Source organism: Azospira sp. I09, assembly GCF_009177135.1.
GTDB lineage: Bacteria > Pseudomonadota > Gammaproteobacteria > Burkholderiales > Rhodocyclaceae > Azospira > Azospira oryzae.
The window spans coordinates 3,574,029-3,599,081 of the sequence record NZ_AP021844.1 but is presented as its reverse complement, the minus strand read 5'-3'; the positions used below and the strand labels follow the sequence as shown (position 1 = coordinate 3,599,081).

Annotated in this window: 18 protein-coding genes; 10 read left to right on the top strand and 8 right to left on the bottom strand. The window is 65.8% G+C overall.

Going from position 1 to position 25,053, the window contains the following annotated elements; translation table 11 throughout:
• Positions 1 to 26: 26 nt before the first annotated feature.
• The 10 genes from AZSP09_RS16845 to AZSP09_RS16800 all read left to right on the top strand — a co-directional run bounded on the left by AZSP09_RS16845 (position 27) and on the right by AZSP09_RS16800 (position 13,612).
• On the top strand, positions 27 to 2,873 hold the full coding sequence (locus tag AZSP09_RS16845) for a TonB-dependent receptor (RefSeq protein WP_152090700.1): 2,847 nt from the start codon (positions 27 to 29) through the stop codon (positions 2,871 to 2,873).
• A gap of 30 nt (positions 2,874 to 2,903) precedes the next feature.
• The gene (locus tag AZSP09_RS16840) at positions 2,904 to 3,998 is read left to right on the top strand and encodes a cytochrome-c peroxidase (protein WP_152090699.1); all 1,095 of its coding nucleotides are present in this window, start codon (positions 2,904 to 2,906) and stop codon (positions 3,996 to 3,998) included.
• 28 nt (positions 3,999 to 4,026) lie between these two features.
• Positions 4,027 to 5,445 carry a trypsin-like peptidase domain-containing protein gene (locus AZSP09_RS16835; protein ID WP_152090698.1) on the top strand — a complete coding sequence of 473 codons (1,419 nt, stop codon included), beginning with the start codon at positions 4,027 to 4,029 and terminating at the stop codon, positions 5,443 to 5,445.
• Between the two features lie 102 nt (positions 5,446 to 5,547).
• Positions 5,548 to 6,672, top strand: coding sequence for an alpha-hydroxy acid oxidase (locus tag AZSP09_RS16830; RefSeq protein WP_152090697.1), 1,125 nt, complete (start codon positions 5,548 to 5,550; stop codon positions 6,670 to 6,672).
• A 249-nt stretch (positions 6,673 to 6,921) separates the two neighbouring features.
• Positions 6,922 to 9,216, top strand: a complete 2,295-nt coding sequence (locus AZSP09_RS16825; protein WP_152090696.1) for a TonB-dependent receptor — start codon at positions 6,922 to 6,924, stop codon at positions 9,214 to 9,216.
• Positions 9,217 to 9,299: 83 nt separating this feature from the next.
• Positions 9,300 to 9,980, top strand: a complete 681-nt coding sequence (locus AZSP09_RS16820) for a Fe2+-dependent dioxygenase (protein ID WP_014236752.1) — start codon at positions 9,300 to 9,302, stop codon at positions 9,978 to 9,980.
• Between the two features lie 8 nt (positions 9,981 to 9,988).
• Positions 9,989 to 10,624, top strand: a complete 636-nt coding sequence (locus tag AZSP09_RS16815) for a PepSY-associated TM helix domain-containing protein (protein ID WP_172974786.1) — start codon at positions 9,989 to 9,991, stop codon at positions 10,622 to 10,624.
• A gap of 33 nt (positions 10,625 to 10,657) precedes the next feature.
• The gene (locus AZSP09_RS16810) at positions 10,658 to 11,182 is read left to right on the top strand and encodes a DUF2271 domain-containing protein (RefSeq protein WP_152090694.1); all 525 of its coding nucleotides are present in this window, start codon (positions 10,658 to 10,660) and stop codon (positions 11,180 to 11,182) included.
• Positions 11,183 to 11,293: 111 nt separating this feature from the next.
• On the top strand, positions 11,294 to 12,097 hold the full coding sequence (locus AZSP09_RS16805) for a DUF4198 domain-containing protein (RefSeq protein ID WP_152090693.1): 804 nt from the start codon (positions 11,294 to 11,296) through the stop codon (positions 12,095 to 12,097).
• Between the two features lie 162 nt (positions 12,098 to 12,259).
• The gene (locus AZSP09_RS16800; protein ID WP_152090692.1) at positions 12,260 to 13,612 is read left to right on the top strand and encodes a sulfite reductase subunit alpha; all 1,353 of its coding nucleotides are present in this window, start codon (positions 12,260 to 12,262) and stop codon (positions 13,610 to 13,612) included.
• A 119-nt stretch (positions 13,613 to 13,731) separates the two neighbouring features.
• Here the strand turns inward: AZSP09_RS16800 and AZSP09_RS16795 are convergent, their stop codons facing one another.
• The 8 genes from AZSP09_RS16795 to AZSP09_RS16760 form a co-directional block, all read right to left on the bottom strand.
• The gene (locus tag AZSP09_RS16795) at positions 13,732 to 14,103 is read right to left on the bottom strand and encodes a hypothetical protein (protein WP_152090691.1); all 372 of its coding nucleotides are present in this window, start codon (positions 14,101 to 14,103) and stop codon (positions 13,732 to 13,734) included.
• 159 nt (positions 14,104 to 14,262) lie between these two features.
• The gene (locus AZSP09_RS16790; RefSeq protein ID WP_152090690.1) at positions 14,263 to 15,738 is read right to left on the bottom strand and encodes a surface lipoprotein assembly modifier; all 1,476 of its coding nucleotides are present in this window, start codon (positions 15,736 to 15,738) and stop codon (positions 14,263 to 14,265) included.
• A 101-nt stretch (positions 15,739 to 15,839) separates the two neighbouring features.
• Positions 15,840 to 16,730 (bottom strand): Slam-dependent surface lipoprotein, encoded by an 891-nt coding sequence (locus tag AZSP09_RS16785; protein WP_152090689.1) that lies wholly within the window; start codon positions 16,728 to 16,730, stop codon positions 15,840 to 15,842.
• A gap of 65 nt (positions 16,731 to 16,795) precedes the next feature.
• Entirely contained in the window at positions 16,796 to 20,182 is a 3,387-nt protein-coding gene (locus tag AZSP09_RS16780) for a TonB-dependent receptor (protein WP_172974785.1), read from the bottom strand.
• A gap of 408 nt (positions 20,183 to 20,590) precedes the next feature.
• Complete coding sequence (locus AZSP09_RS16775; RefSeq protein WP_152090687.1) at positions 20,591 to 21,610, bottom strand: FecR domain-containing protein; 1,020 nt, start codon at positions 21,608 to 21,610, stop codon at positions 20,591 to 20,593.
• A gap of 28 nt (positions 21,611 to 21,638) precedes the next feature.
• Positions 21,639 to 22,193, bottom strand: coding sequence for a sigma-70 family RNA polymerase sigma factor (locus tag AZSP09_RS16770; RefSeq protein ID WP_152090686.1), 555 nt, complete (start codon positions 22,191 to 22,193; stop codon positions 21,639 to 21,641).
• Positions 22,194 to 22,466: 273 nt separating this feature from the next.
• Entirely contained in the window at positions 22,467 to 22,943 is a 477-nt protein-coding gene (locus tag AZSP09_RS16765) for a hypothetical protein (protein WP_130460017.1), read from the bottom strand.
• Positions 22,943 to 25,021, bottom strand: coding sequence for a TonB-dependent receptor (locus AZSP09_RS16760; RefSeq protein ID WP_152090685.1), 2,079 nt, complete (start codon positions 25,019 to 25,021; stop codon positions 22,943 to 22,945). The genes AZSP09_RS16765 and AZSP09_RS16760 overlap by 1 nt, the downstream gene beginning before the upstream one ends.
• Positions 25,022 to 25,053 lie beyond the last annotated feature (32 nt).

Below are 25,053 nucleotides of genomic sequence, written 5' to 3'. Positions count from 1 at the left end.
AATAGAACCATTTTTCCGGAGTCATCATGCGCCCCCAGAATCCACTCTCCTCCCCCGTGCCTCTGCCCCGCCTGCGGCCCCTGGCCCTGGCCGTGGCCCTGCTCTCGCCCCTGGCGGCCCTGCCGCTGCAGGCGGCGGAGGCACCGGCCGCCGGCATTGCCGTACGCCTCGACATTCCGGCCCAGGCCCTGGGACCGGCCCTGATTGAGCTGGGCCGCCAGACCCGCCTGCAGATCAGCTTCCCGCCGGCCCTGGTGGAAGGCCGCCGTTCCGCCGCCGTCAGCGGCAGCCTGCCACCCCTGCAGGCCCTGGAACGCCTGCTGGCCGGCACCCGCATCGGCTACCGCAGCACCGGCAACAACATGGTGCTGCTGGAGGCCCTGCCGGCACTGGCGCGGCCGGCGACGCCCATCCTCCCCGCCGCCCCTGCGGACCGTCATTTGCCTGAAGTGAAGGTGGTGGACCAGCGGGACCCCTTTCTCGGCGGCCGTACCATTGACGAGGAACTGATCCGCAGCTTCCCCGCCGGCAACGGCGACGCCACCAGCCTGCTGAAGATGCACCCCGGGGTGCAGTTCAGCGAGACCCGCATGCAGAGCAAGCGCCAGGGGGAAATCGCGCCCCAGGACATTTCCATCAACGGTGCCAAGTACTACCAGAACCTGTTCCAGGTGGACGGGGCTCGCATCAACAACGACATCGACCCCGGCTCCAACAATCCCAACCATTTCACGGACCCGCCCAGCGCCGCCCAGGGCATCGCCCTGGACACCAGCCTCATCTGCAAACTGCAGATCGCCGACAGCAACGTCTCGGCCCGCTACGGCGGCTTCAACGGCGGCGTCGTCAATGTGGAAACCTGCGACCCCACCGCCGAACTGAGCGGGGCCATGAGCGTGCAGTACACCAGCAGCAACTGGACCAAGCTGATCGTGGACAAACGGGATTACGAGGCCTTCCAGAATTCCAGTGAATACACGGCCCAGCCCCGTTTCCGCAAGGTTTTCTACAAGGGCAACGTCAGCGGCCGCATCAACGAGAGCTGGGGCGTCACTGCCGCCTTCAGCCGCCGCACCTCCGATATTCCGCTGCGGGCCTACAGCAGTAACGGCAACACCACGGATGCAACGGAGAAAACCCAGACCCGGCAGATCGACAACCTGTGGCTGAAGAACGTCATCAACATCTCGCCGGACACCCGGCTGCGGGTGACGGTGGTGGACGCCCCGGGAGAAGACAATTACTTCATCAAGAACCAGAAGGATTCCGGCTTCACCTTGACTTCCGGCGGCCAGCAGCTGCAGGCGGCCCTGGAGCATCGGATGAGTACCGGCAAGTGGTTCGTCCAGGCCGGCTATAGCAGTAGCGACAGCTCCCGCCGGGGTGAAACCGACTACATGAAGTCCTGGCGCCCCTCCGCCGCAAAGAACTGGAATCCGGCGCCCAATGCAACCACTGTGGTGGAAGGCGCCTGGGGCAATGTGGACCAGAGTTCCAAGGCCGCCTCCCTGCAGGCCCGCTTCGAATCCATCCCCTTGGCCCTGGGCCCCACAGCCCACCGCTTCATGGCCGGTGCCGAGTTCGAGACGGAGGAGGCCCGCTATGCCCGCCTTAACAACCACTACTCCTACCTGCCGGCCAACGCCAAGAGCACAACCACCTGTGCCCTAGCCGGTGGTGGGACGGACAGCGACACCTGTTCCCTCTCCCCCTATTCCTACGTCAGTGGCGGAACCACCGTCAGCGGCCCTGGGCAGTATTTCAACAAACGGGATATTTATCGGGCAGGAGAGATATCTTTCTCCACCCAAAAATTTGGTTACTTCCTGGAGGACGACATCAGTTGGAAGCGCCTGCGCACCCGCTTCGGCCTGCGCGGCGACTGGGACGACTACATGGACAAAGCCACCCTGGCGCCCCGTTTCTCCCTCAACCTGGACGTGCTGGGGAATAACCGCACCAACGTCATCCTGGGCCAAAACCGCTATTACGGCCGCTCCTTTTACGCCTATCGCCTAAAAGAAGGTCGGGAAGCCTTGAAGATCACCGAGTCCCGCACCATTACCGCCGGCAAGATCACCGACTGGGTATATAGCGCGCCCAACAGCGCCGCTGCCAACCGCTTCAACGAAATCAATATTCCCTTCGACGACGAGCAGATGCTGGGCCTCTCCCAGCGCTTCGATGGCTGGCTGGCGGAACTGAAGTTCATCCATCGGGAAGGCAAGGACCAGGTTACCCTGCGCACCATCAAGGATATGGTCACCAACAAAAACTATTACAGCTATACCAACGACGGCCGTACCGAAACCGACATCACCACCCTGACCCTGCGCTCCACCGTGCCCTGGAAGCTAGCCGCCACCACCCATCAATGGGAGCTGGGCCTGGACATCACGGAAAACAAGCGCTCCCACACCGACATCAGCGAGAGCGCCATCAGCCAGAGCAACTTCGACAAGTACATCGCCTACAACGGCCAGCTGATCCACTATCTCGACCGCCCCGCCAACAACTTCAACCGGCCCAAGACCCTGCGCCTGACCACCCTTTCCAGCATCCCGGCCTGGAACCTGACCATCACCAACTTCTTCCGCCTCAAGAGCGGCTACAAGGCGGTGGTGGATACCGGCACCACTCAGACGATCAGCGGCGAAACCTACGACGTCTGGAAAACCAAGCAGTACCCCGGCTCCCTGTCCTGGGACATGAACATTGGCTGGAGCCAGAAAGTGGTCGGCACCCAGAGCATCTTCGCCAACCTGCGCATCGACAACGTGCTCAACCGCTCCATGAATCTGGCGCCGGTGGACGGCATTCCCCAATACGAAACCGGCCGCCAGTTCTGGCTGGAACTGGGCTACCGCTTCTAACCCCGCCCTAATCTGCTCAAGGCCCTAATCATGACATTCAAACCCCTCCTGATCCTGCTGCTGGCGGCCGGCCCGGCCCTGGCCGCCGCCCCCGACATCGCCTGCCGCAGCAACGGCAGCTGGGACAACGCCTGCCTGCGCCGGCTCTACCAGGGCGCCCCCGGCAGCTGGCCCAAGCCCCAGGTGGATACGGGCGTGGCCTGGCAGGAAATGGCGCCGGTGCCCGCCGTGGCGCCCGCCGCAAGCCCCCGCCAGGCCGCCCGGGTGGCCCTGGGCCGGGCCCTCTTCTTCGACCCCCGCCTCTCCGCCAAGGGCCAGGTTTCCTGCGCCTCCTGCCACCAACCGGAAAAATCCTTCACCGACGGCAAGCCCCTGGCCGTGGGCGAGGACCAGCTCATGGGCCGCCGCCGCACCCCGCCCCTCTTCGCCGCCCCCTTCGCCGCCAAGCTGTTCTGGGACGGCCGGGTGGACAGCCTGGAAGCCCAGGTGGTCGGCCCCATCGCCAACCCGGTGGAGATGAACCACCCCATCACCGCCGCCGTGGCCCGGATCAACGGCCTGGAGGAGCACCGCAGCCTGATCCGGGCCGCCTTCGCTGCCCCCGCCCTGGATGAGGCCCAGCTGGCCTGGGCCCTGGCCGACTTCGTGCGTAGCCTGCGGCCGCCGGCCACGGCCTTCGACCGTTTCCTGGCCGGACGCCAGGAGGCCCTTTCCGACAAGGAACTGCAGGGCCTGCACCTGTTCCGCACCCAGGCCCGCTGCATGAACTGCCACAACGGCCCCCTGCTCACCGACCACGGCTTCCACCACATCGGCCTCTCCTTCTACGGCCGCCGCAACCAGGACCTGGGCCGCTTCGAAGTGACCCGGGAGAAGGCCGACCTGGGCACCTTCCGCACCCCCAGCCTGCGGGGCGTGGCCCAGGCCGGGCCGTGGATGCACAACGGCATCTTCCCCGATCTGAAGGGCCTGCTGCGCATGTACGGCAACGCCATGGGCAACCCCACGGCCAAAGCCGTGGCCGCCGGCGACCCCTACGCCCCGCCCCTGTCGCCCCTGATCCGCAAACTGGAACTGAACGAGGCCGACGTGGAGGCCCTGGCCGCCTTCCTGCAGACCCTTTAAGCTGCCCTTCCCCGCCAGGAACGCCGTCATGACCCACACCGCCCCCCTCCGCCACGCCCTCTGGCTGGCCTTCTTCGCCATGGCATCCGCCGCCGCCAACGGGGACGCCGTCCTTACGCCAGGCCAGCCCCAGAGCGCCGCCCCGAGCCCATCCCCGGGCACGGCCGGCCAGAGTGGCCTGGCCATGCGGGTTGCCGAGCGGCTGCCCTCCGTGGTGCAGATCCGCGTCCGCCGCAGCGAGGGCGTTGCCGCCGTCGCCGCCGCCAACACCGCGCCGGGCCTGCCGGTGCCGGACGGCACCGGCTCCGGTTTCGTCTTCGATTCCCAGGGCCATCTCCTGACCAACGCCCATGTGGTGCGCCGCGCCCGGCAGATACTGGTGATTGCCCCCAACGGCCAGGAGGTGGAGGCCAAGGTGGTGGGCAGCGACGACACCACCGACATCGCCGTGCTCAAGACCGCCGCCCCCCTGGCACCGCCGCTGCCCCTGGGCAGCAGCAAGGAACTGCGCCCCGGCGACCCGGTCTTCGCCGTCGGCTCGCCCTTCGGCCTGGCCCACAGCGTCAGCGCCGGCATCGTCAGCGCCAGCGGGCGCTTCCTGCCGAGCAATCCCCACGTGGCCTTCCTGCAGACCGATGCGGCCATCAACCCGGGCAATTCGGGCGGCCCCCTGTTCGACGCCGAGGGCCGGCTGGTGGGCATCAATTCCATGTCCTTCTCCCGCTCCGGCGGCTATACCAACATCGGCTTCGCCATCCCGGTGGAAGAGGCCCGGCGGGTGGCCGCCATCCTCATCCGGGACGGCCAGGTGAAGCGGGGCTGGCTCGGCGCCGAGCTGCAGGCGACGGAAACGGCGGCCCGGGCCCTGGGCCGGCAGCGGGGCGTGCTGGTGACCCGGGTCCATGCCGACACCCCGGCGGAAAAAGCCGGGCTGCAGGCCGGCGACCTGGTGATCGGCATCGCCGGCCGGCCCCTGGCCGACGGCGGCGACCTGCACCGCTTCCTCGCCGCCGCCGCCCCGGGCGACCGGCTGGAGCTGGAACTGTGGCGCCAGCAGCAGTCCCGCAGCGTGCGGGTGGTCCTGGGGGAAAAGCGGGAAGTGCCGCGCCCCGCCACCAACCTGGCCGCCTACGACGCGGCCCGCAGCCTGGGCCTGGTGCTGCAGGAACTGCCGGCCAAGGGCGGCCTGCGCATCCTCGCCGTCCAGGGCATCGCCGAGCAGAACGGGCTGGACCCGGGAGACGAGATCGACAGCCTGGACGGCCAGCCGGTGAAGGAAATCTACGATCTCAACCTGGCCCTGGGCCGCATCCCCAACCGGGAGATGGGCCTCCTCGGCATCCGCCGCCAGGGCCGTGCCCTGGTGCTGCCCCTGGGGCCCCGGCCCCAGGTGGGCACCACCAGCACGACCGCCCCCGGCCAGCCCCGCAGCACCGCCGACGACTGAGCCGGCGCTGCCGCTGTCTCCGCCCCGACCCGGGCGCGGTGGCAGCGGCAGCGCCGATTTGCCGGTAAAGTTTGTCCTATCGCCTCTCGCCCCCATTCCGCCATGGCCTTCAACGCCCCCCTGCTGGAACGCATCCCCCGGGAAATCGCCGCCGTCAGCGATTACGAACCCTATGCCCGCCGCCGCCTCGACGACAACGCCTGGACCTACCTGCACAGCGGTTCCGCCGACGAGCTGACCTTCCGCTGGAACAAGGAGGCCTTCGACCGCCTGCGCCTCAACGGCCGGGTCCTGGCCGACGTGCGGGGCGGCCACACCCGGCTGGAACTGTTCGGCCAGCGTTACGAGCATCCCCTCTTCCTCGCCCCGGTGGCGCACCAGAAGCTGTTCCATCTCGAAGGGGAACTGGCCACCGTGCTCGGCGCCGGCGCCCTGCAGGCGGGCATGGTGGTGTCCACCCTGGCCAGCACGCCCCTGGAAGACATTGCCGCCCAGGCCGAGGCGCCCCTGTGGTTCCAGCTCTACTTCCAGCCGGACCGGGACTTCACCCGCCAGCTGGTGCAGCGGGCCGAGGCCGCCGGCTACCAGGCCCTGGTGGTGACGGTGGACGTGCCCATCTTCGGCCTGCGCAACCGGGAGCAGCGCATCGGCTTCCACCTGCCCGCCGGCATCGACCCGGCCAATCTGCGGGGCATGGCGGCGCCGGCCCAGCCCGCCCTGCATCCGGGCCAGAGCATCGTCTTCGACGGCATCATGGCTGCGGCCCCCACCTGGGAGGACATCGCCTGGGTCCGCTCCCTGACCCCCCTGCCGCTGATCCTCAAAGGCATCACCCACCCGGGAGACGCCCGCCGGGCGGCCGACCTGGGGGTGGATGGCCTGATCGTCTCCAACCACGGAGGCCGCAGCCTGGACACACTGCCGGCCAGCATCGAGGCTTTGCCGGCGGTGGTGCAAGCTGTCGAAGGCCGCCTACCGGTGCTCCTGGACGGGGGCATCCGCCGCGGCAGCGACGTGGTCAAGGCCCTAGCCCTGGGCGCCGCGGCCGTGCTCCTGGGCCGGCCTTGGGTCTATGGCCTGGCGGCGGCCGGCCCCCTGGGCGTGGCCCACACCCTGAAGCTGTTGCGGGAGGAAGTGGAGGTGACCATGGCCATGGCCGGCTGCGCCACCCTGGCCGACATCAACGCCGATTTGTTGTTTTCACACCACACCCGTACGCAACCTTGATCCAGGTTGAAATCCATTGAAAATCAAGGCGCCGCCGCCTGCTATCCGCGCGAAACCCCTGATCTGGCAAGCCTTTCCGGCCTGTCTACGGTTTGACCATTACAAATGAAAACAATTATCATTGGCTTCATTACGAGATTTAACGATCCCGGATAGCCAGCCACCTGCAGACGCCGCCCGCCGGCACGTCATCGGTCAGGAAGCCAGCCTCAACGACTTCCCACAAAAATCCCCACGGAGATTTGACCGATGGCCTACATCCAGAGCCACAAGCACGCCCCCGACCAGCAGCCCCGTTTCAAGCGCAGCGCCGCCTTCACCGCCCTGGCCCTCGCCGTTCCCGGCGTCGCCCTGGCCCAGCAGGAACAGACCCTGTCCACGGTCAGCGTCACCGCCGAAGCCGACAGCTTCAAGACCGATGCGGTGTCTTCCACGAAATACACGGCCCCGCTGGTAGACACGCCGAAGACGGTAACGGTCATCACCCAGGAAGTGCTGCAGCAGACCAATGCCACTTCGCTGCAAGAAGCCCTGCGCACCACCCCGGGCATCACCTTCGGCATGGGCGAAGGTGGCAATCCGGCGGGCGACAACGTGTATATCCGCGGTTTCAACGCCCAGACCAATACCTATATCGACGGTCTGCGCGATCCCGGTTCCCAGTCCCGCAACATGTTCGCCGTCGAAGCGGTGGAAGTCACCAAGGGCGCCGACTCCGCCTACAGCGGCGCGGCTGCCGTCGGCGGCAGCATCAACCTGGTATCCAAGAGCGCCCGCCTGGGCAATTTCGGCGAAGTGTCCGCCGGTCTCGGCACCGACAAATATGTGCGCGGCACCGCCGATCTCAACCGGCAGATTTCCGACACCGCGGCCATCCGTCTTTCCCTGCTGAAGGAAACTGGCGATGTACCGGGGCGCAATGCAGTTGATTACGACCACCTGGGCGTCAATATGTCCGCTGCCTTCGGACTGGGTACCGCCACCCGTGTCACCGCCGGTCTCTACCACTACGAGACCGACGACATGCCCGATTACGGCATTCCCTACAACAACCCCTACACTTCGGGTGCCAACACACAATACAACGGTGATGGTGGGCCACTAAACGTCAACCGGAACAACTTCTATGGTCTGAAGGGGCGGGATTTCCGCAAGACCAATGTGGATAGCGCCAGTGTAAAGGTCGAACACGACCTCAACGACAAATGGACCATCCGCAACGCCACCCGCTATACCAAGTCACTCAACGACTACATCGTCAGCAACCCCGGTGACAGCAGCGGTCTCAACATCACCCCTGGAAATATCACGGTTGGAACTGGCGGCACCACTACCACCGTGCCATCCGGTTTCCTTAACCGGAACCAGAAGAACCGACATTCTGTAACGGAAAGCATCGTCAACGATACCCAGCTGAGCGGCGAGTTCTTCACCGGCACGGTCAAGCATAACGTCACCGTGGGCGTCGAATTCACCCGTACCGAAACCGATAGCCGCGGCTACAGCGTTACCGGAGCCAACATCAATGGCGTGCAATTCGGTGGAGCCCCCTTTGCCAATGTTGCCAACCCCAATCCTAACGATCCCTGGAATGGCACTATTTCCCGGGCTACCTCTGGCAGCATCATCACCACCAACACCAGCGGCATCTATGCCTTTGACACCCTGACCCTGAACAAGCAGTGGCTGCTTAACCTGGGTCTGCGCCACGATTCCTTCCGCTCCTTCGTTGACTACTACACCACCAACGGCGCCGCTCCGTCCGCTGATCTGGGCACCAAGAGCAGCTTTAACAGCTATCAGGCAGGTGTCGTATTCAAGCCCAGGGAAAACGGCAGTGTGTACCTGAACTTCGCCTCGGCCGCCAATCCATCCGGCGCCACCATGGGCGACGGTGTAGGCGACAACTTGAGCGGAACCAACGCAGCCAACCTTTCCATCAAGGATCTGGAACCGGAGAAGGTCAAGAGCGTGGAACTGGGTACCAAGTGGAATCTGCTCAGCAATAAGCTGGCCTTGACCGCGGCCCTTTTCGACATCGAGAAGACCAACGCCAAGGTTCAGGTGGATGCCAACACCTATGCCACGGTCGGCAAACAGAAAACCACTGGCTATGAGTTGGGCTTCGCCGGTGCTCTCACCGACAAATGGTCGGTTTTCGGCGGCTACACCCATATCAACAGCGAACTAGTGGAAGTCGGTCCTCTAGCTGCCAACCAGGCCAGCAAAGGCAAGCAATTCCCCAATACGCCCGAGGACAGCTTCAGCCTCTGGACCTCCTATCGGGTCCTGCCCAAGCTGACCATCGGCGGTGGCGCCTACTATGTGTCCAAAGTATTCGGCAACACTGCCAATACGAAGTGGGTGCCGGACTACTGGCGCTACGACGCCATGGCCACCTACCAGGTGGACAAGAACCTTTCCCTGCGTCTCAACATCCAGAACCTGACGGATGAAACGTACTACGACAAGGCGTATACCACCCACATGGTGGGCGTGGCCCCGGGTCGCCAGGCAACGCTGACGGCCAACTACAAGTTCTAAGCGCCTTACCCCGCCCGGCCGCGTTTTTGCAGCCGGGCGGTTTCCATTTCCGGGCCTAGCCCATCGCCAAGGAGCCCTGCATCATGATGCTGCATATTCCGGAATTGCTGACCCGGGACCAGGTGGCCGAGTGCCGCCACATTCTCGCCAACGCCCAATGGCAGGACGGCCTTGCCACCGCCGGCATCCAGGCGGCCCAGCGCAAGCAGAACCTGCAACTACCCGAAGGCACGCCGGCCATCGCCCGCCTGCGGGAGATCGTCACCGGCGCCCTGCTCAATAATCCCCTTTTCTTCTCCGCCGCCCTGCCCCAGCGCATCCTGCCGCCCTTCTTCAACCACTACGAAGGCGGCGGCTTCTACGGCAACCACGTGGACAACGCCATCCGCTATCCCCACGGCAGCCAAGCTGGCATCCGCACCGACGTCTCCACCACCATCTTCTTCACCGACCCGGACGAATACGAGGGCGGCGACCTGTTCGTGGACGACACCTACGGCAGCCACCAGGCCAAGCTGCCGGCCGGCGACGCCATCGTCTACCCCTCCACCAGCCTGCACCGGGTCGAGCCCGTGACCAAGGGCGCCCGCATCTGCTCCTTCCTGTGGACCCAGAGCATGATCCGGGACGACTGGAAGCGCACCATGATGTTCGACCTGGACTGCACCATCCAGAAGCTGCGCCAGCAGGTGGGCGACAGCGAGGAGGTGGTGGCCCTCACCGCCCACTATCACAACCTGTTGCGCCAATGGGCGGAGATGTAAGCCGTCCCATGAACACCGCAGCAAGCATCGCCCCCGCCCGCCGCCCCGGCTGGCTGAAGACCCTGCACCAGTGGCACTGGATCAGCTCCGCCATCTGCCTGCTGGGCATGGTCCTCTTTGCCGTCACCGGCATCACCCTCAACCACGCCGCCGACATCGGCAGCAAACCGACGGTGCTGCGCCAGCAGCTGCAACTGCCCGAAGCCCTGCAAGCCCAGCTGGCACCGGCTGCCGCCGAGGCCCGGCAGGCGCCCCTGCCGCCGGCCCTGGCGGCCTGGGCCGCCGCGACTCTGGACATCGAGGCGGCCGGCCAGGAGGCCGAATGGTCGCCGGAGGAAATCTACCTGGCCCTGCCCCGGCCCGGCGGCGACGCCTGGCTGCGCATCGACCGGGAAAGCGGAGAGGCGGAATACGAAGTGACCGACCGGGGCTGGATCTCCTACCTCAACGACCTGCACAAGGGCCGCCACACCGGCGGCGCCTGGCGCTGGTTCATCGACATCTTCTCCGCCGCCTGCCTGGTGTTCTCCCTGTCGGGCCTGCTCATCCTCAAGTACCACGCCGGCAACCGGCCCGGCACCTGGCCCCTGGTGGGCCTGGGCGCCCTGGTGCCCCTGCTGCTGGCCCTGCTGCTGATGCACTGACCCTCCCCCAACTATTACCGAAAGCCTCCGACCATGACGTTCGCCAAGAAACGCCTGCTTTCCCTGCTCCTCGGCTGCGGCCTCGCCCTGCCGTCCCTGGCCGCCGACCTGGCGGTGGAAGTGGAAATCCCCCGCCTCAACGTGGCCGAATACCACCGCCCCTATGTGGCCGTGTGGGTGGAACGGGCCGACAACAGCATCGCCGCACACCTGGCGGTGCTCTACGACGCCAAGATGAAAAACGGTGAAGGCACCAAGTGGCTGAAGGACCTGCGCCAGTGGTGGCGCCGCGGCGGCCGGGACCTGGCCATGCCGGTGGACGGCATCACCGGCGCCACCCCCACCGTGGGCAAGCAGAAGCTGCGCTTCGCCCAGGGCAAGGCCCCCCTCGGCGACCTGCCTCCCGGCGACTACAAGCTGGGTATCGAAGCCGCCCGGGAAGTGGGCGGCCGCGAGCTGCTCTACATCCCCTTCCAGTGGCCCCCCAAGCAGGCCCAGCAGGCCACCGCCCAGGGCCAGAGCGAACTGGGCCACATCACCCTGGACCTGAAGCCCTGAACGGCACGGGCGGTTCATTCCGCCCCGCCCCCTCGGTGACCTCTGTGCCCTCTGTGCCCTCTGTGGCCAGCTTTTAAAACTCCTCCCCATTCCCACCGCAAAGGATTCCCCATGAAACTGCTGCGCCCCCTGACCATCGCCGCCCTCCTGGCCGCTGCCCTGGTGCCGGCCGCCCAGGCCCACAACGCCTGGCTGCTGCCCTCCTCCACCGTGCTCTCCAAGGCCCAGTGGATCACCGTGGATGCGGCCGTGGCCAACGACCTCTTCTTCTTCAACCACAACGCCCTCAACCTGGACAACCTGACCGTCACCGCCCCCGACGGCAGCAAGGTGGCGCCGGAAAACCTGGCCAAGGGCAAGCTGCGCAGCGTCTTCGACCTCAACCTGACCCAGGCCGGTACCTACCGGGTGGCCGTGGTCAACGCCGGCATCATGGCCAGCTTCAAGCTGAAGGGCGAACCCAAGCGCTGGCGCGGCAGCGCCGAAGCCTTCGCCCGGGAAATCCCGGCCGAGGCGGAAGAACTGAACGTCAATGAAATGGCCGGCCGCAACGAAACCTTCGTCACCGTCGGCAAGCCCTCCGCCCTGGCCCCCATCGGCAAGGGCCTGGAACTGGTGCCGGTGACCCACCCCAACGACCTGGTGAACGGCGAGGCCGCCACCTTCCAGATGCTGCTGGACGGCAAGCCCGCCGCCGGCCTGGAAGTCACCGTCACCAAGGGCGCCACCCGCTACCGCAACCAGCTGGGCGAAATGAAGCTGAAGACCGGCGCCGACGGCAAGTTCAACGTCACCTTCCCCGAAGCCGGCATGTACTGGCTCGACGCCGAACTGAAGGACAACAAGACCAGCGTCAAGGCCGCCAAGGAACGCCGCGTCACCTACGCCGCCACTCTGGAAGTGCTGCCCCAGTAAGGGCGTGAAAAGCTTTTAGCCACAGAGGGCACGGAGATCACCGAGGTTTCTGTGCCCCGGCTGCCTCGGGTTTCCCGTTCCCGGTGACCGGGGTAAGCGGCCTGAGCTGCACCCCTTCACCGTTCCCGCCAGCAACCCTTCTCCCCGTTTCCGTCCCATTTCATGCCCGACACCGTGCGACTCCTCACCGCCTGGGGCGCCACCCTGGCCTACGGCGGCCTTTGCGCTGCCGTCTATCTGCGCCACCGGCGGCGGCAGCGCATCGCCGTGGCGCCCCTCGGCGACGGCGGGCGCCCCGTGCTGGTGGCCTATGCCAGCCAGAGCGGCAGCGCCGAGGCTTTGGCGCAACACACCGCCCGCAGCCTGGGGGCTGCCGGCCTCAACACCACCCTGGTACCCCTCAACCGGGTCACCCCGGACCTGCTGGCCGCCCACGAACAGGCCCTGTTCCTCGTCAGCACCTGCGGCGAGGGGGACGCGCCGGACAACGGCGCCCTCTTCGAGCGCCACTGCATGGCCGACGCGGGTCCGGACCTATCCCGCCTGCACGTCGGCGTGCTGGCCCTGGGGGACCGGGAATACGCCCACTTCTGCGCCTTCGGCCGGCGCCTGGCCGCCTGGCTGGAGGCCCGGGGCGCCGTGCCGCTGTTTGCCCCCCTGGAGATGGACAACCAGGATGCCAACGCCCTGGCGGCCTGGCAGCAGCAGGTGGCCCACATCGCCGGCAGCGGCGAGACGCCGGACTGGCGCGCCCCCGCCTTCACCCCCTGGCGCCTGCTGGAGCGGCGCCACCTCAATCCGGGCAGCAGCGGCGCCCCCGTGTTCCACCTGGCCCTGGCGCCGGAACACGGCCCCCTGCCCGAGTGGCAGGCCGGCGACCTGGTGCAGGTGCAGCCACCAGAGGCCGGGGAACATCCCCGGGACTATTCCATTGCCTCCCTGCCCGCCGACGGCGCCCTGCACCTACTGGTGCGCCTGCAGGCCCGCCCCGACGGCACCCCCGGCCTGGCTTCCGGCCACCTCTGCAAGGACCTGGAAGTGGGCCGCAGCGTGGCCCTGCGCCTCAAGCCCCACGCCAATTTCCGCCTCGGCGACAACGCCGGCCGGCCCCTCATCCTGATCGGCAACGGCACCGGCATCGCCGGCCTGCGGGCCCTGCTCAAGGCCCGGGAAGCCCGGGGGGATAAGCGCAACTGGCTGATCTTCGGCGAACGCCACGCCGGTCCGGACCGGCACTACCGGGAAGATCTGGCCCGCTGGCGCAACAATGGCCTGCTGCCCCGGCTGGATCTGGTCTTTTCCCGGGAGCAGGCGGCCAAGGATTATGTGCAGCACCGCCTGGCCCAGCGCGGCGACGTGCTGCAGGACTGGCTCGACGAGGGCGCCGCCCTCTACGTCTGCGGCAGCGCCGCCACCATGGGCGCCGCGGTGGATGAAACCCTGGCCCAGCTGCTGGGTCGGGAAGCCCTGGACCGGCTGCTGGCGGAAGGCCGCTACCGGCGGGACGTTTACTAAGGTCCGGGCACTCCCGGCCACAGCTTTCCCAGACCACCACGCCAGTAACAAGAAGGGACGCTCATCTCAGCCATGGCACGGCTGAGAGTGGCGTCCCTTCTGCCTTCCAGGGCAGGCGTCTAGTGGGCTTCTTCCACCCGGTAGGCGCTGTGGCAGGCGATGCAGTTGTTGAGGTTGTCGGCCAGGGTGTTGAGCACCACGTCCCGGTCCTTCAGTTCCGCGGCCAGTTCGGCGATGCGGTCGAAGTTGATGTGGGTCTCCCGGCCCAGGGGGAAGAAGGCCTGGGGCGCCTTCTTGCGGATGCCGTGCACCAGGCTGTCCGGGTTGGCGAAGTCCTTCTGGTGCGCCTTGAGACCGCCCACCCGGGCGGCCTCGGCCACCGCCGCCATGTCGTTGGCGGTGGCGGCGCTGATGATCTTCTGGGTGATGGCAACGAAGCCCCGCATTTCCGAAAGCAGGAAATGTTTTTCCGCCGGCGTCAGCCGGATCACCTGGCGCTGGTCGCTGCCGCTGCCAGCGTCGTGGTCGTGGGCCGCGGCCGGGCCGCCGGCCAGGGCGGCCAGCAGCAGGACCAGGGCGGAGGGGCGTGATTGCAGCAGAAGTCTCCTTTTAAAGGGTCATAACAATGGGATTGACTGGACCAATATAGATCAGAAATTCTTACGTAACTGCAGAGATAACTCGTTCTGCCGGAAACCATGAAAAATGGTGTTACTACGGTTTTCCGTGTAACGGAAACGCAATTCCGGATAGGCGCCGTAGACGGTGAGCCGGGTAGCCCCCAACGTGGCGATGAGCACCTGCTGCCGGTCTTCTCGCTGCACACCATAGAAGAAATTGTATGCATCGTTCTCGAAGCGGCGGTACTGCAGCAGTACATTGGCAAAAATGCCACTACTCTCGAACTGGTGGAAGATGCCGGCCCGAAGCACATGCTCCCGACTGCTATCCACGGACACTGCGTATTTCTTGCGGAAAAAATCGACCCCAGCGTATAGGCTGGTGTACTGATCGGAAAAGAAGGTGGCGGTAGCCCCCAGGGTGTGCTGGCTGAAATCGGCGAAATAGCGGCTGTCCTGGCCCCTATAGCGATACTCCTTGCTCCCCCCCTGAAGGCCCACCTTAAAACGCGGGGTGAGAAAGTAGCCCCAGTCCCCTTGCACCCCGGAGGCCTGGTAGCTGGTACGACCATCGCGGTTGTAATTTTCGATATAGGGGGTGAAATTGGCGCTGTGCCGAGCACTGGCGAACTGGTAGCCCAGGTAGAGGATGCTGGTGTTGTCGCGGTAGTCCGTCAGTAGGGTGCTTTTTTCGTCCTGCTCGCGGAACAGGGTGCCGTAGCTCACCGGCCGAATCAGCAGGTTGTGGTGACCGATCAGAGGGATACGTCGGCTCAGCACCAGGTCGTAGTTCATGAAGGACGAGGCGATGGGGTCGGGCAGCTTGGTGCGCATTAGGCAATAGCCGGCAAAGGTCAGGGAACAGCGGTCGTAACCGTTGGCCAGATTGATGTTGTCGTTGTAGCCCAGGCCCACGGCCATGGAGCCTTGCCAGCGGCTGCGCCGGTCCACCCCGTCGGCGTATTGGTGCAGCAACTGGCGGGTCTCGGGAGGCAGGCTGTTGCTCAGGGCGCGCTCGAAGAGGCGCCGCGCCTCCTGGTCCTGGTTGTCTTCCGCATACACCCGGGCCAGTTCCATCTGCACCCGCATATCGTCGGAGTCGGCCTGGTGCGCCTGTTCCAGCTTACCCACGGCGGCGGGGTAATTCCCCTCCTGGCGGGCCGCCAGGCCCTCCACCAGCAGCGCCAGATGGGGCTTGTGGCCCGCCAGCAGGCGGTACTGGGTGGCCAGTTGCCGCGCCTTGTCCCATTGCCGGGTGTTGATGGCGACATACAGCGCCGGTTCCAGGTCCGCCAGGGTCTTCGCCAGGCGATAGGCCTGGCCGTCGATGGTGATGGAAAGATCCCCCGCAGGCGCGGCGGGCTGCCAGTCCGGCGATGCCTGCCGGTCCATGGTGCGGCCGGCATTGTCCAGCAGGCGGCGTGTCTCGTCCTCATCCGCCCAGACCCAGGGCAGCATCAGGAACAGTAAAGGCAGCAGTGCCGCCAGGCGACGGAAAATCATCATGGGTACCCAAAGAAAAGGGAAAAGGGAGGGGCGCCGGCGCCCCTCCCACAACGAGGTCGAGCTGCGGTCGAGGGGCCGCAAGGCCTCAGCCCGGACCGCGCCTAGCGCTTCTTGCCGCCGAAAGCCACATCGTCCTGGGCCCCCGTGGTGCCGGTGTAGATGCCGGCTAGGGCCTGGGCGCCGGAGCCGTAGAACTGGCCGGAAATGGTGGACTGATTGGAAAATGCCCCCGTGCTGGAGATGCTCGTCCCGGTGAAGTCCACGGTGGTGGAACCGCTGCGGGTCAAACTACCGGTCAGGGAGTTGCTGCCGGTGCCGTAGTTGGCCGTCAGCACGCCCTGGTACACGCTTGGGCTTTCCGGATTGTGCTGATTGATGCCGATCACGTCGTACTGGGCGTTGACCAGGGTGGGCATGCTGGTGGTGGGATTTTCTCCGGTGTACCACACTGTGCGCTGGGCGCTGCCCATGTTCAGGTCGCTGCTGGCCGTGGGAATGGCCCCACCCGACTTAGGCGACCACTCGCCGAAATAGACAGCCGAGCCGGGCACGGCAGCGATCACTAGACCGCCGAAGTCCGGCATCATCCCCTGCAACACGGCGGGTGGAGTAATCAGCTGGCGCAGGCTGTTGATGCTGGTGGTCTGCCCGTTGTAGACCACGTCGTTGCGCCAAACCTGGGCGATGTCCCCCACCAGCAGGCCGGCCAGGAAGTTGATGTCCTCGCCGCGCAGGTAGTACTTGCCGTTGCTGGCCGGTCCGCGGGCGATGGCCGAATTGGCATAGGCCACGGGACCGCCGGCCAGGTCGATAGCGAAGGAACCGCCGTTGTTAAAGACCAGGCCGGCCTTGCCTGCGGTGAAGGGGAAGGCGGAGGCGGCCGGCGCCACATTGGCCGCGTTGGAGGTGCCCCCCGCCACGTCCGCCAGGGCGGAGGCAGCGGTGAGGGCCAGGGCGGAAGCGACTGCGACGTTGAGGAAACGTTGTTTCATGAGAAGCTCCTTTCAGGGTTGCCACGATGGGATGCTGGTTTTTTCCGTAAAAGCCAGCAAAAAGATTAGAAACTCAGGCGCAAGCCAACGCTCAGGGTGCGGCCGGGGCCGGGTACCGGAATCTTGGCCATGGGGTCCAGGTAGTAGCGGTCGGTCAGGTTGGTGACGCCGGCGTTCAGGGCCAGGGTCTTGTCCACCCGGAACTGGGCGTAGAGGTCATACAGCAGTACCGAATGCCAGTAGTACTGGGGAGCGCTCTTGCCACTCCAGATGGAGGCCAGGGGGCCACCCAGCAGTTCGTCCAGTTGCCGGTTTTCCGCCTTGGCGTGGTAGAGGGCGCGGATACCGCTTTCCAGCCGGTTCTCGAAGGCACGAAAGCCCAACTCCGCATTGACGGAGTACTTGGGCTGCAGGCTGGAGGCGGTAACGGTGTCGGCAAAGCCCCCGGTCATGCATTCGGGTACCCGGTTGTAGTACACGTCCATGCTGTAGGCGTAGTCCTTGTCGCACAGCTTCTGCCGCTTGCGCCAGGTGGCCCCCAAGCTGCCGTAGAAACCGCCGCTGTCGAAGCGGGACTGGAATTCCACGCCAGCGCTTTCCTTACGCTCATACTGAATGACATTCAGGTAGAGATCGCGCTCGATGAAATCCTTAATGTTGGTCTCGAACCAGCTCAGCCTCACATCAGCTTGACGCAAACGTGGAAAGAACTGGGTAAGGTCGTGGGCATAGCCTATTTCCCAGTTGGTGCTCCGCTCCGGCTTGGATACTCCCTGGGCCTGAAAAGGGGTGGTGGTGCCGACGCTGGTAGAGGCAATTTCAAAAATACTGGGGAAACGGGTGATCTGGGCGTAGCGAGTAAACAGGCTGATGTAATCGGTAGCACGAAGAGTGACAGCCATTACCGGCGACCAGGCGTGTCCCTTGCGCTCTTCCGGTTGGGCCCATTTGCTGCTGGCACTGGGTGTGCTGTACACCTGGGTACCCCGACTGCTGGTCTCCAGCGGGACATACGTGGCATAGGTTCCCGGCACGGAAGGTTCTGTCGTATTCGCGCCAAGAACGTAAACCCCGGCAGTTTGAGGATTGGTTACGGTTTTGGAGAGGTCCAGGGTGCCGTTGGCAAAAGGGCTTTGGGAAGAATCGACCTTGCCATTCACGACGGGCACGACCACCGGCACCTGCACCCAATAGGCCGCCCCGTTAATCATCCGGTAGCCGGTGCCGTCGCCGTGCTGAGCCATGTTGTTCTGGTATGCAGCCAGCGCCGCCGCGTATTCGGGCGAACCCGCCCCGTAAGTACCGACGGCATCGACCATGGCTTTGGCTAAGGAATTAACTTGCTGGAGTTCGGCATTGGTCATCAATGCGGCGTACTGCAGCTTGACTCCCGTTCGCTCCTGGGTGATTTCCGAACCCGCCGCCTGCTTTCGGCGGCGTTCGGCTAAGCCATCGTCGAAGGCCCAAAATTCGCTGTAGCGAGTGCCGGCGCTGACCGTGAGCCACGGAACGGGTGTCCATTCCGCATTAACGCTCCCGGCCCATTCCTCTCTCCGCCCAGAACGCGGCCCAAAAATCTGAGTGGTAGCGGCCAGCGTGGCGCCATCTGGCCCCAAGCCTGAGCCCGCATCCTTATAGAGATTGAGCACATTCTCCTGCAACTTCTCCCGCTGGATTTCACCACCGAAAGTAAGGCTGAAGCGATCGCTGATACGGACCTTGTTACTGAAATCGGCACCGATACGGTTATGGTCGGTCCACTGGGTGGAGGCGGCGACAATGTTGTAGCGGCCATCGGTATTGGGCTGCTTGGCCGGTGGTGTGGGGCTTTTCAAGACCGGATTGAGGAGACAGAGCAGGAAGGAGCCAGATACCGGCTTGCCGTTGCGCTTGCAGGACTGCCAATCGTCGAACACCGTGTCCCGGTTGAGGACGAAATAGTTGGCGCCGCCGGTCTGCTCCCGTTTGCCGTCCACCTGGGTCATCCACAGACTGGACTGGAAATCCACCCAGGGGTTGTCCCCGGGCTTGTAGTCGTAGGTGAAGCGCCAAGTGTCCATATTGATGCGGGACTCGGGGGTATCTGCAATGCTTCCGGCCTTGATGGCTCCCGTTTCATTCAGGCCGTAGGCCATCAGGGCCTGGGAATTGTTGTTTTCGCCGAATTCCAGGCGGGTACGCATGAAGCTCAGGCCCAACTTATGCCGGTCCGGCAGATACCAGTTGTTCTTCAGCAGCAGGGTGCTAGTCTCGCTGGAGGTATTAGCCACTTCGGCACCGGGCTCGTAGAGCTTGGCGGTATTGGGAAAATAGGCCTCGGTGCCCTTAGCGTAGGCGTCATTGTTCCGGTAGGCGTCCGCCCCGCGCTTGCCGGCGAAGTAGTTGCCCTTGCTACGCTCGCTGTAGGACAGCAGGGCATCGGTCATGTCGTTGCGACCGGCCAGGGTCAGCATGAAGGAGCGGTCCTGCAGATTGAGCAGGTCCTTGCTGCCCCGCTGGCGCAGCGGCGTAGTGGGTGTGATGGTGACGTTGCCAGAGGTGCCGACCACGGCGTTGGGCAGATCCCGGTAGTCGCGGCCGTAGTAGGACCTGGGATCGGTGCGCTGACCGATGGTGTTGCCGGAGGTCTCGATCTTGCTCTCGATGCCGAAACTCCGGCCTTCCGGGATGATGTCGGCGGGATCGATGGTGCGGATGCTCACCGCGCCGCCGACGCCGCTCCTGACGCCGCGGCTCAGGGACGGCCCCTTTTCCACGGCGATGCTGCGGAACAGGGCGGGATCCACGTAGCTCTTGTTATTGACGCCGAACATGGTGCCCAGCCAGATGTCCGTGGACTGCTCGGTACCGTCCACCGTCACCGGCACCCGCCCCTGTCCGGAAATGCCGCGGATGTTGGGGGCCAGGGCGTTGCCGTTGCGCGGGTCCATGCTGTAGACGCCGGTCATGCTTTTGAAGACGTCGGCGGCGTTGTGCACCTGGTTGCGTTCCAGTTCCTTCCTACCCTGGTACAGATTGGTGACATTGTCGAGATAGACGCCGTCTCGCTTCTCCTGGTCCCGGTCCGACTTGGCGATAACTGCCACGGTGGCCATGGTCCGCTCGCCGTTTTCCGCAACGACGGGCTGTAGCACGTATTCGCCCTCCTTGCGCCAGACCGCTTGCAGGCCGCTCCCGGCAAGGATGGCGTCGAAGGCGGCCGGAACGCTGTAAACGCCCTGCAGGCCGGGGCTTTTCCTGCCCTGCACCAGTCCGGCGGCACCGGCCAGCAGCACCCCCGATTCGCTGCTGAAGCGGGCCAGCACCGCACTCAGGGGGCCGGCCGGGATGTCGTAGCGGCGGGGGTTTTCCGGGGCCGGCGGCAAGGCGCTCAGCCCGGGGGTTTGCCCATGGGCGGAGGGAATCCAGAATCCGGCCGACAACAGGCTGCCGGCCAGGGCGAGGCGGACCATGAGGGCGAGCAGAACGGGGCGTACTGGCGTGCGGAGCTGCCCGGCGAAAGGCAGTTCACCGGCAGGGGAATGAAGGGAACAACGGCGGCGGGGACAATACATGGACAGGCGCTTCCTCGGCGGCAAAGGGGTCGACGGGACGAGTCACCGGGTCTCGCGATCCGAACGGGCTGCCTGGAGGTTCCATGGGTGGGCGCGGGACGGAGTGTCCGGGAAACGGGAAGCGGCGCCATGCCTGCACACCGCCCGCTCCTGGCCTGCCGGATGGCACCGGGGCAAGGGGCGGGCAGCGCAAACCTTGGGGGGCTGATACTGAGCAACAAGGTGACTGCTTACCCTGTTAATCGATTGAGTCAGCAAAAAGCGGAACTGCCTGCTGCAAATATTTTCCGGTGGCCCGGCTACCTGCTAGGTGCCGGGTGCATCCCCTGGCCTGGCTTCGATACGCGTCCACCAGGGGAGCAGGCGGCGCACCCGGATTGGCATGACCGATTCCAGCATGGCCAGGGTGCGCCCCGGGTCGTTCAGGGGGTAGCTGCCGAATACCGGCAGCCTGGCCACTTCCGGGGCCACGGCCAGATGGCCCCGCTGGTAGCGGCCCAGTTCCACCACCACCTCGGCCAGGGGAATCTCCTGGGCGATGAGGATGCCCCGGGTCCAGGCTTCCCGGGCCGGATCTGCCTGCGCCAGGGGGGCGACCCCACCGCTGGAAAAGCGCGTCTGCTGGCCGGCTTGGACCAGGACGGCAGGACCGCCGCCACCCATGCGCATTTCCACGGCGCCTTCGTAAACGGCGAGGAAGGTGCCGCCCTCTTCCAGCCGCACCGTGAAGCGGGTGCCCAGGGCCCGCAGGCGTCCCTGGGGGGTGTCCACCACGAAGGTCCGGCCGGGATCGGCCTCCGTCTTGACGAGGATCTCCCCCACCACCAGCTGCAGGCGGCGCAAGCCGTTGCCGTAGTCTTCAGTGAAGGCGCTGGCGCTCCCCAGCCAGACCCGGGTGCCGTCCGCCAGAAGTATTTCCCGGACTTCCCCGGTACCGCTGCGGTGATCAGCCATCCAGGGCTGGGCCATCTCGGGCAAGCGGCGCCAGGCGCCCCAGCCGAGCAGGCCGGCGCTGGCGCAGGAAAACAGGCCCAGGAGAATCTGCCGGCGGCGGGGCTGCTGGCGGTTCTGGCGGTTGGCCGCCTTGAAAGCGGCCACGGCCGTTTGCCGTTCAGTGCTGGCCTTGATGGGTTCGAAGCGGCTGCTGATGCGCTCGACGTAGCGCCAAGCCTCCCGGTTTTCCGCCGACTGCTCCAGCCACAGCCGCCATTGCGCCTGGTCCGCCTCCCTGGCCTCCCCGGAACGCAGCAGGGCGAACCATTCGGCAGCCCGGTCCAGGGACTGGAAGGACGGGGCGGGGACGGCCCCGGGCAGCGCTGCGCTCATGGTTTTGGGATAACGGAGCGGATGTCGTTCAGGCGCCGGCCAGGCCGGGCACTCCCGGCGGGGCCGCCACCAGCCCCGCCTCCAGGCGCAGGCAGTGGGACATGGCCTGGGCCACGTACTTGCGCACCATGCGGGTGGAAACGCCCAAAGCCTCGGCCACTTCCCGGTCGCTCATCTCGCAGGCCACGGCCATCACGAAGGCATTGGCGGCCTTGGGCGGCAGGCTGCGCAGCATGGCATCGATTTCCTGCAGGGCCTGGAGCACCATGACCTGGTGCTCGGCGGAAGGCGCCAGGGCCTCCGGCTGGGCCGCCAGGGCCTCCAGCCAGGCCTGTTCGATCTCCCGCCGGCGCCACAGGTCGACACACATGCCGGACGCCATCTTGCGCAGATAGACGCGGGCCTCCGGCTGGCTGCAGAAAGGCCGGGGGGTTTTCAACAGGCGGAGAAAGGCGTCATGGGCCAGGTCGGCAGCATCGGCCCCATTGCCCAGACGGCGCCGTAGCCAGCCCTCCAGCCAGCGGTGATGGTCGGAATAGAGCACCTCCATGGAAGGGGGCAGAAGATAATCCACTGTGGTCATGGCAAGGGTTGTCCACTGGTCAGGCAATTTTACAAATGAGAATCATTAACAATGATGCGCCCATTGGGGGCGGCTGGCAACGTGCCTTTCCGGAGGTTGTCCCACAATTCCCGTCGGAATCCCCGTCGGGATTTCAGCGGGAGAAAAGCCGGGGCAAGGAGCCTCAGCCCCTTGCCGGCCATACGCTTCGGCATCAACTGACACTAACCGCCGCACCGCCGCCGGCCTAGCCGGCAGCGGTCTCCCCATCATCTTTTAGGGCAGACGAGGCGTCTAGTGGGCTTCTTCCACCCGGTAGGCGCTGTGGCAGGCGATGCAGTTGTTGAGGTTGTCGGCCAGGGTGTTGAGCACCACGTCCCGGTCCTTCAGTTCGGTGGCCAGTTCGGCGATGCGGTCGAAGTTGATGTGGGTCTCCCGGCCCAGGGGGAAGAAGGCCTGGGGCGCCTTCTTGCGGATGCCGTGCACCAGGCTGTCCGGGTTGGCGAAGTCCTTCTGGTGCGCCTTGAGACCGCCCACCCGGGCGGCCTCGGCCACCGCCGCCATGTCGTTGGCGGTGGCGGCGCTGATGATCTTCTGGGTGATGGCAACGAAGCCCCGCATTTCCGAAAGCAGGAAATGTTTTTCCGCCGGCGTCAGCCGGATCACCTGGCGCTGGTCGCTGCCGCTGCCAGCGTCGTGGTCGTGGGCCGCGGCCGGGCCGCCGGCCAGGGCGGCCAGCAGCAGGACCAGGGCGGAGGGGCGTAATTGCATCAGAAGTCTCCTTTCCAGGTGAGAACGAGGGAACGGCCGGGGGCCAGAATTTCGTTGCCGCTGACGCCTTCGGCCAGGTGTTCGTGGTAGCGCTTGTCGGCCAGGTTCTTCAGGGCGACGCGGAAGCTCTGCCGGGACCAGCGGTAGGTGGCGCCCAGGTCAGCGGTGGCAAAGCCGGCGGTGGCGTTTTCGCTGCCGCGGCTGAAGAGGGTGGCTATGCGGTCCTGGCGGGCCACCAGGCGCAGGGTGACGTCGGCACGCCAGCCCTGGGCAACGGCGCCGTCCCAGCCGAGGGAGAGTTCGTCCGCCGGCATCTGGAAGAGGGGCTCGTCCAGGTCCTTGTTCTCGCCCCGCAGGCGGGAATAACCGGCGTTCAGCCATTGCCCCGGCCGCACCTGCCAGCGGGCGGAGGCCTCGACCCCGGCGATGACGGCCCGGCCCAGGTTCACCGTGGCCTTCACCGGCAGGCCGCTGATGAAGGTGCCGGTGGGCTGGCCGGTGATGTAGTTGTCGATGCTGTTGCGGTAGGCCGCCAGGTGGTAGTTGAAGTCGGCGCTGGCACCCTTCAGGCCCAGCTCGAACTGGGTGGCCTCTTCCGGCTTGATCTGGGGATTGCCGACGTAGTAGTAGCCGTCGCCCCGGGGCGAGGACTCGTAGCGTTCCCGCATCTCGCCGGCGCGGAAGGCGCGGGAGAGGTTGGCATAGGGCCGCAGCAGGGGCGCCGCTTCATAGACCGCGCCGAGGCTGCCGGAGGTGGCGCTGTCGCTGCGGGAAAGGCCGTTCTTGATCGCCCCGTTGTTCATGGAGGCGGCGCTGCCCTTGACCGTGTCGTGGCGCAGGCCGGCCAGCACGTTGAGCTTGCCGAAGCGCATGTCGTCCTGCAGGTAGGCCCCCAGGGATTCGATACGGCCATCGGCGAAGGGGTTGTTGGCCACCATGTTGCCGGCCTGGTACAGATGCCGGTTGGGGGAAGCCTCCATCTCCCAGGCGTTGAGGCCGAAGGAAAGCAGGTGCTGGGGATGGACCAGCCAGTCGGCCTTGGCATCCCAGCCCTCGGTGACGAAGGAGACCTTGGTCTCGGCGTTGTTGCGCTGGATGCCGCTGGCCCAGGAGTAGATCTGCCGCTCCATCTCCTGGCGGTAGACGCGGAAGTCCAGGTTCAGCGGCGCCTCGCCCGAGCCCTGGCGGGAATAGCCCGCTTCCATGAGGCGGCGGCTCTGCTTGGGCGAATAGATGGTGGTGGATTTGATGGGGTTGGCGGCCGCCTTGGTGGAGCCGGGATACCACACGTCCTCGTCCGTATGCTCCTGGACGGAGAGGCGCAGCTGCTGGGCGCCGTCGATGCGGAAGCGGTACTGGCCGATGAGGCTGTCGGAATCGTAGCCGGTCTTGGCCACCTTGCCGTCGGGGGAGCGGTAGTCGCCGATGCGGGCGCTGGAGGTGCCGAGCATCAGGGCATGGTCGCCGGCGGAGAAATTGACCACACCGGTGGCCCGCAGGCCGTTGCTGGCGCTGTCCCAGGAGGCCATGGCGGAACCGCTGGTGCCGGCCTTGAACTGGGCCTGGGGCAGGCGCACATTGACCACGCCGCCCAGTGCACCGCTGCCGTAGAGCACGGAGGAGGGGCCCTTCACCACCTCCACCCGCTCCGCCAGGCCGAGGGACATGAAGGAGGCGATGGCCCCCTGGGGCTGGGCCGAGTTGAGGCGGATGCCGTCCACCAGCAGCACCACGCTTTCCTTCTTCAGGCCCCGTAGTACCGGGTTCTGGCCCTGGGCGCCGTCGCTGGCCACGGCGATGCCGGGTTCGCCGCGCAGCAGTTCCCCCGGATTGTTGGCGCCGCGGCGGACGATTTCCTCCCGATCGAGGGAGACGGTGCTGAGGGGCGTTTCCAGTTCGTCGGCGGCATAGCCCTTGGCGGTGACGCTGACGGTGGACAGGGCGGATTCGGATGAAGCGGGGTTATCGGCGCCCCAGGCAAAGCCCGAGGCCAGGCTCAGGGCCAGCAGATGCAGGGCGAAAGGTGGGCGCTGACGCAACGGGGAAGAAACAGCGACAAGGGATGACAGCGTTGACATGGACGGGCTCCGGAAGGAATCCCCGCGCCTGG

Bases quoted from the DNA above. Each gene is read 5' to 3' on its own strand.
- AZSP09_RS16845 (WP_152090700.1), top strand. From the start codon at position 27: ATGCGCCCCCAGAATCCACTCTCCTCCCCCGTGCCTCTGCCCCGCCTG.
- AZSP09_RS16840 (WP_152090699.1), top strand. From the start codon at position 2,904: ATGACATTCAAACCCCTCCTGATCCTGCTGCTGGCGGCCGGCCCGGCC.
- AZSP09_RS16835 (WP_152090698.1), top strand. From the start codon at position 4,027: ATGACCCACACCGCCCCCCTCCGCCACGCCCTCTGGCTGGCCTTCTTC.
- AZSP09_RS16830 (WP_152090697.1), top strand. From the start codon at position 5,548: ATGGCCTTCAACGCCCCCCTGCTGGAACGCATCCCCCGGGAAATCGCC.
- AZSP09_RS16825 (WP_152090696.1), top strand. From the start codon at position 6,922: ATGGCCTACATCCAGAGCCACAAGCACGCCCCCGACCAGCAGCCCCGT.
- AZSP09_RS16820 (WP_014236752.1), top strand. From the start codon at position 9,300: ATGATGCTGCATATTCCGGAATTGCTGACCCGGGACCAGGTGGCCGAG.
- AZSP09_RS16815 (WP_172974786.1), top strand. From the start codon at position 9,989: ATGAACACCGCAGCAAGCATCGCCCCCGCCCGCCGCCCCGGCTGGCTG.
- AZSP09_RS16810 (WP_152090694.1), top strand. From the start codon at position 10,658: ATGACGTTCGCCAAGAAACGCCTGCTTTCCCTGCTCCTCGGCTGCGGC.
- AZSP09_RS16805 (WP_152090693.1), top strand. From the start codon at position 11,294: ATGAAACTGCTGCGCCCCCTGACCATCGCCGCCCTCCTGGCCGCTGCC.
- AZSP09_RS16800 (WP_152090692.1), top strand. From the start codon at position 12,260: ATGCCCGACACCGTGCGACTCCTCACCGCCTGGGGCGCCACCCTGGCC.
- AZSP09_RS16790 (WP_152090690.1), bottom strand. From the start codon at position 15,738: ATGATGATTTTCCGTCGCCTGGCGGCACTGCTGCCTTTACTGTTCCTG.
- AZSP09_RS16785 (WP_152090689.1), bottom strand. From the start codon at position 16,730: ATGAAACAACGTTTCCTCAACGTCGCAGTCGCTTCCGCCCTGGCCCTC.
- AZSP09_RS16780 (WP_172974785.1), bottom strand. From the start codon at position 20,182: ATGGTCCGCCTCGCCCTGGCCGGCAGCCTGTTGTCGGCCGGATTCTGG.
- AZSP09_RS16775 (WP_152090687.1), bottom strand. From the start codon at position 21,610: ATGAGCGCAGCGCTGCCCGGGGCCGTCCCCGCCCCGTCCTTCCAGTCC.
- AZSP09_RS16770 (WP_152090686.1), bottom strand. From the start codon at position 22,193: ATGACCACAGTGGATTATCTTCTGCCCCCTTCCATGGAGGTGCTCTAT.
- AZSP09_RS16765 (WP_130460017.1), bottom strand. From the start codon at position 22,943: ATGCAATTACGCCCCTCCGCCCTGGTCCTGCTGCTGGCCGCCCTGGCC.
- AZSP09_RS16760 (WP_152090685.1), bottom strand. From the start codon at position 25,021: ATGTCAACGCTGTCATCCCTTGTCGCTGTTTCTTCCCCGTTGCGTCAG.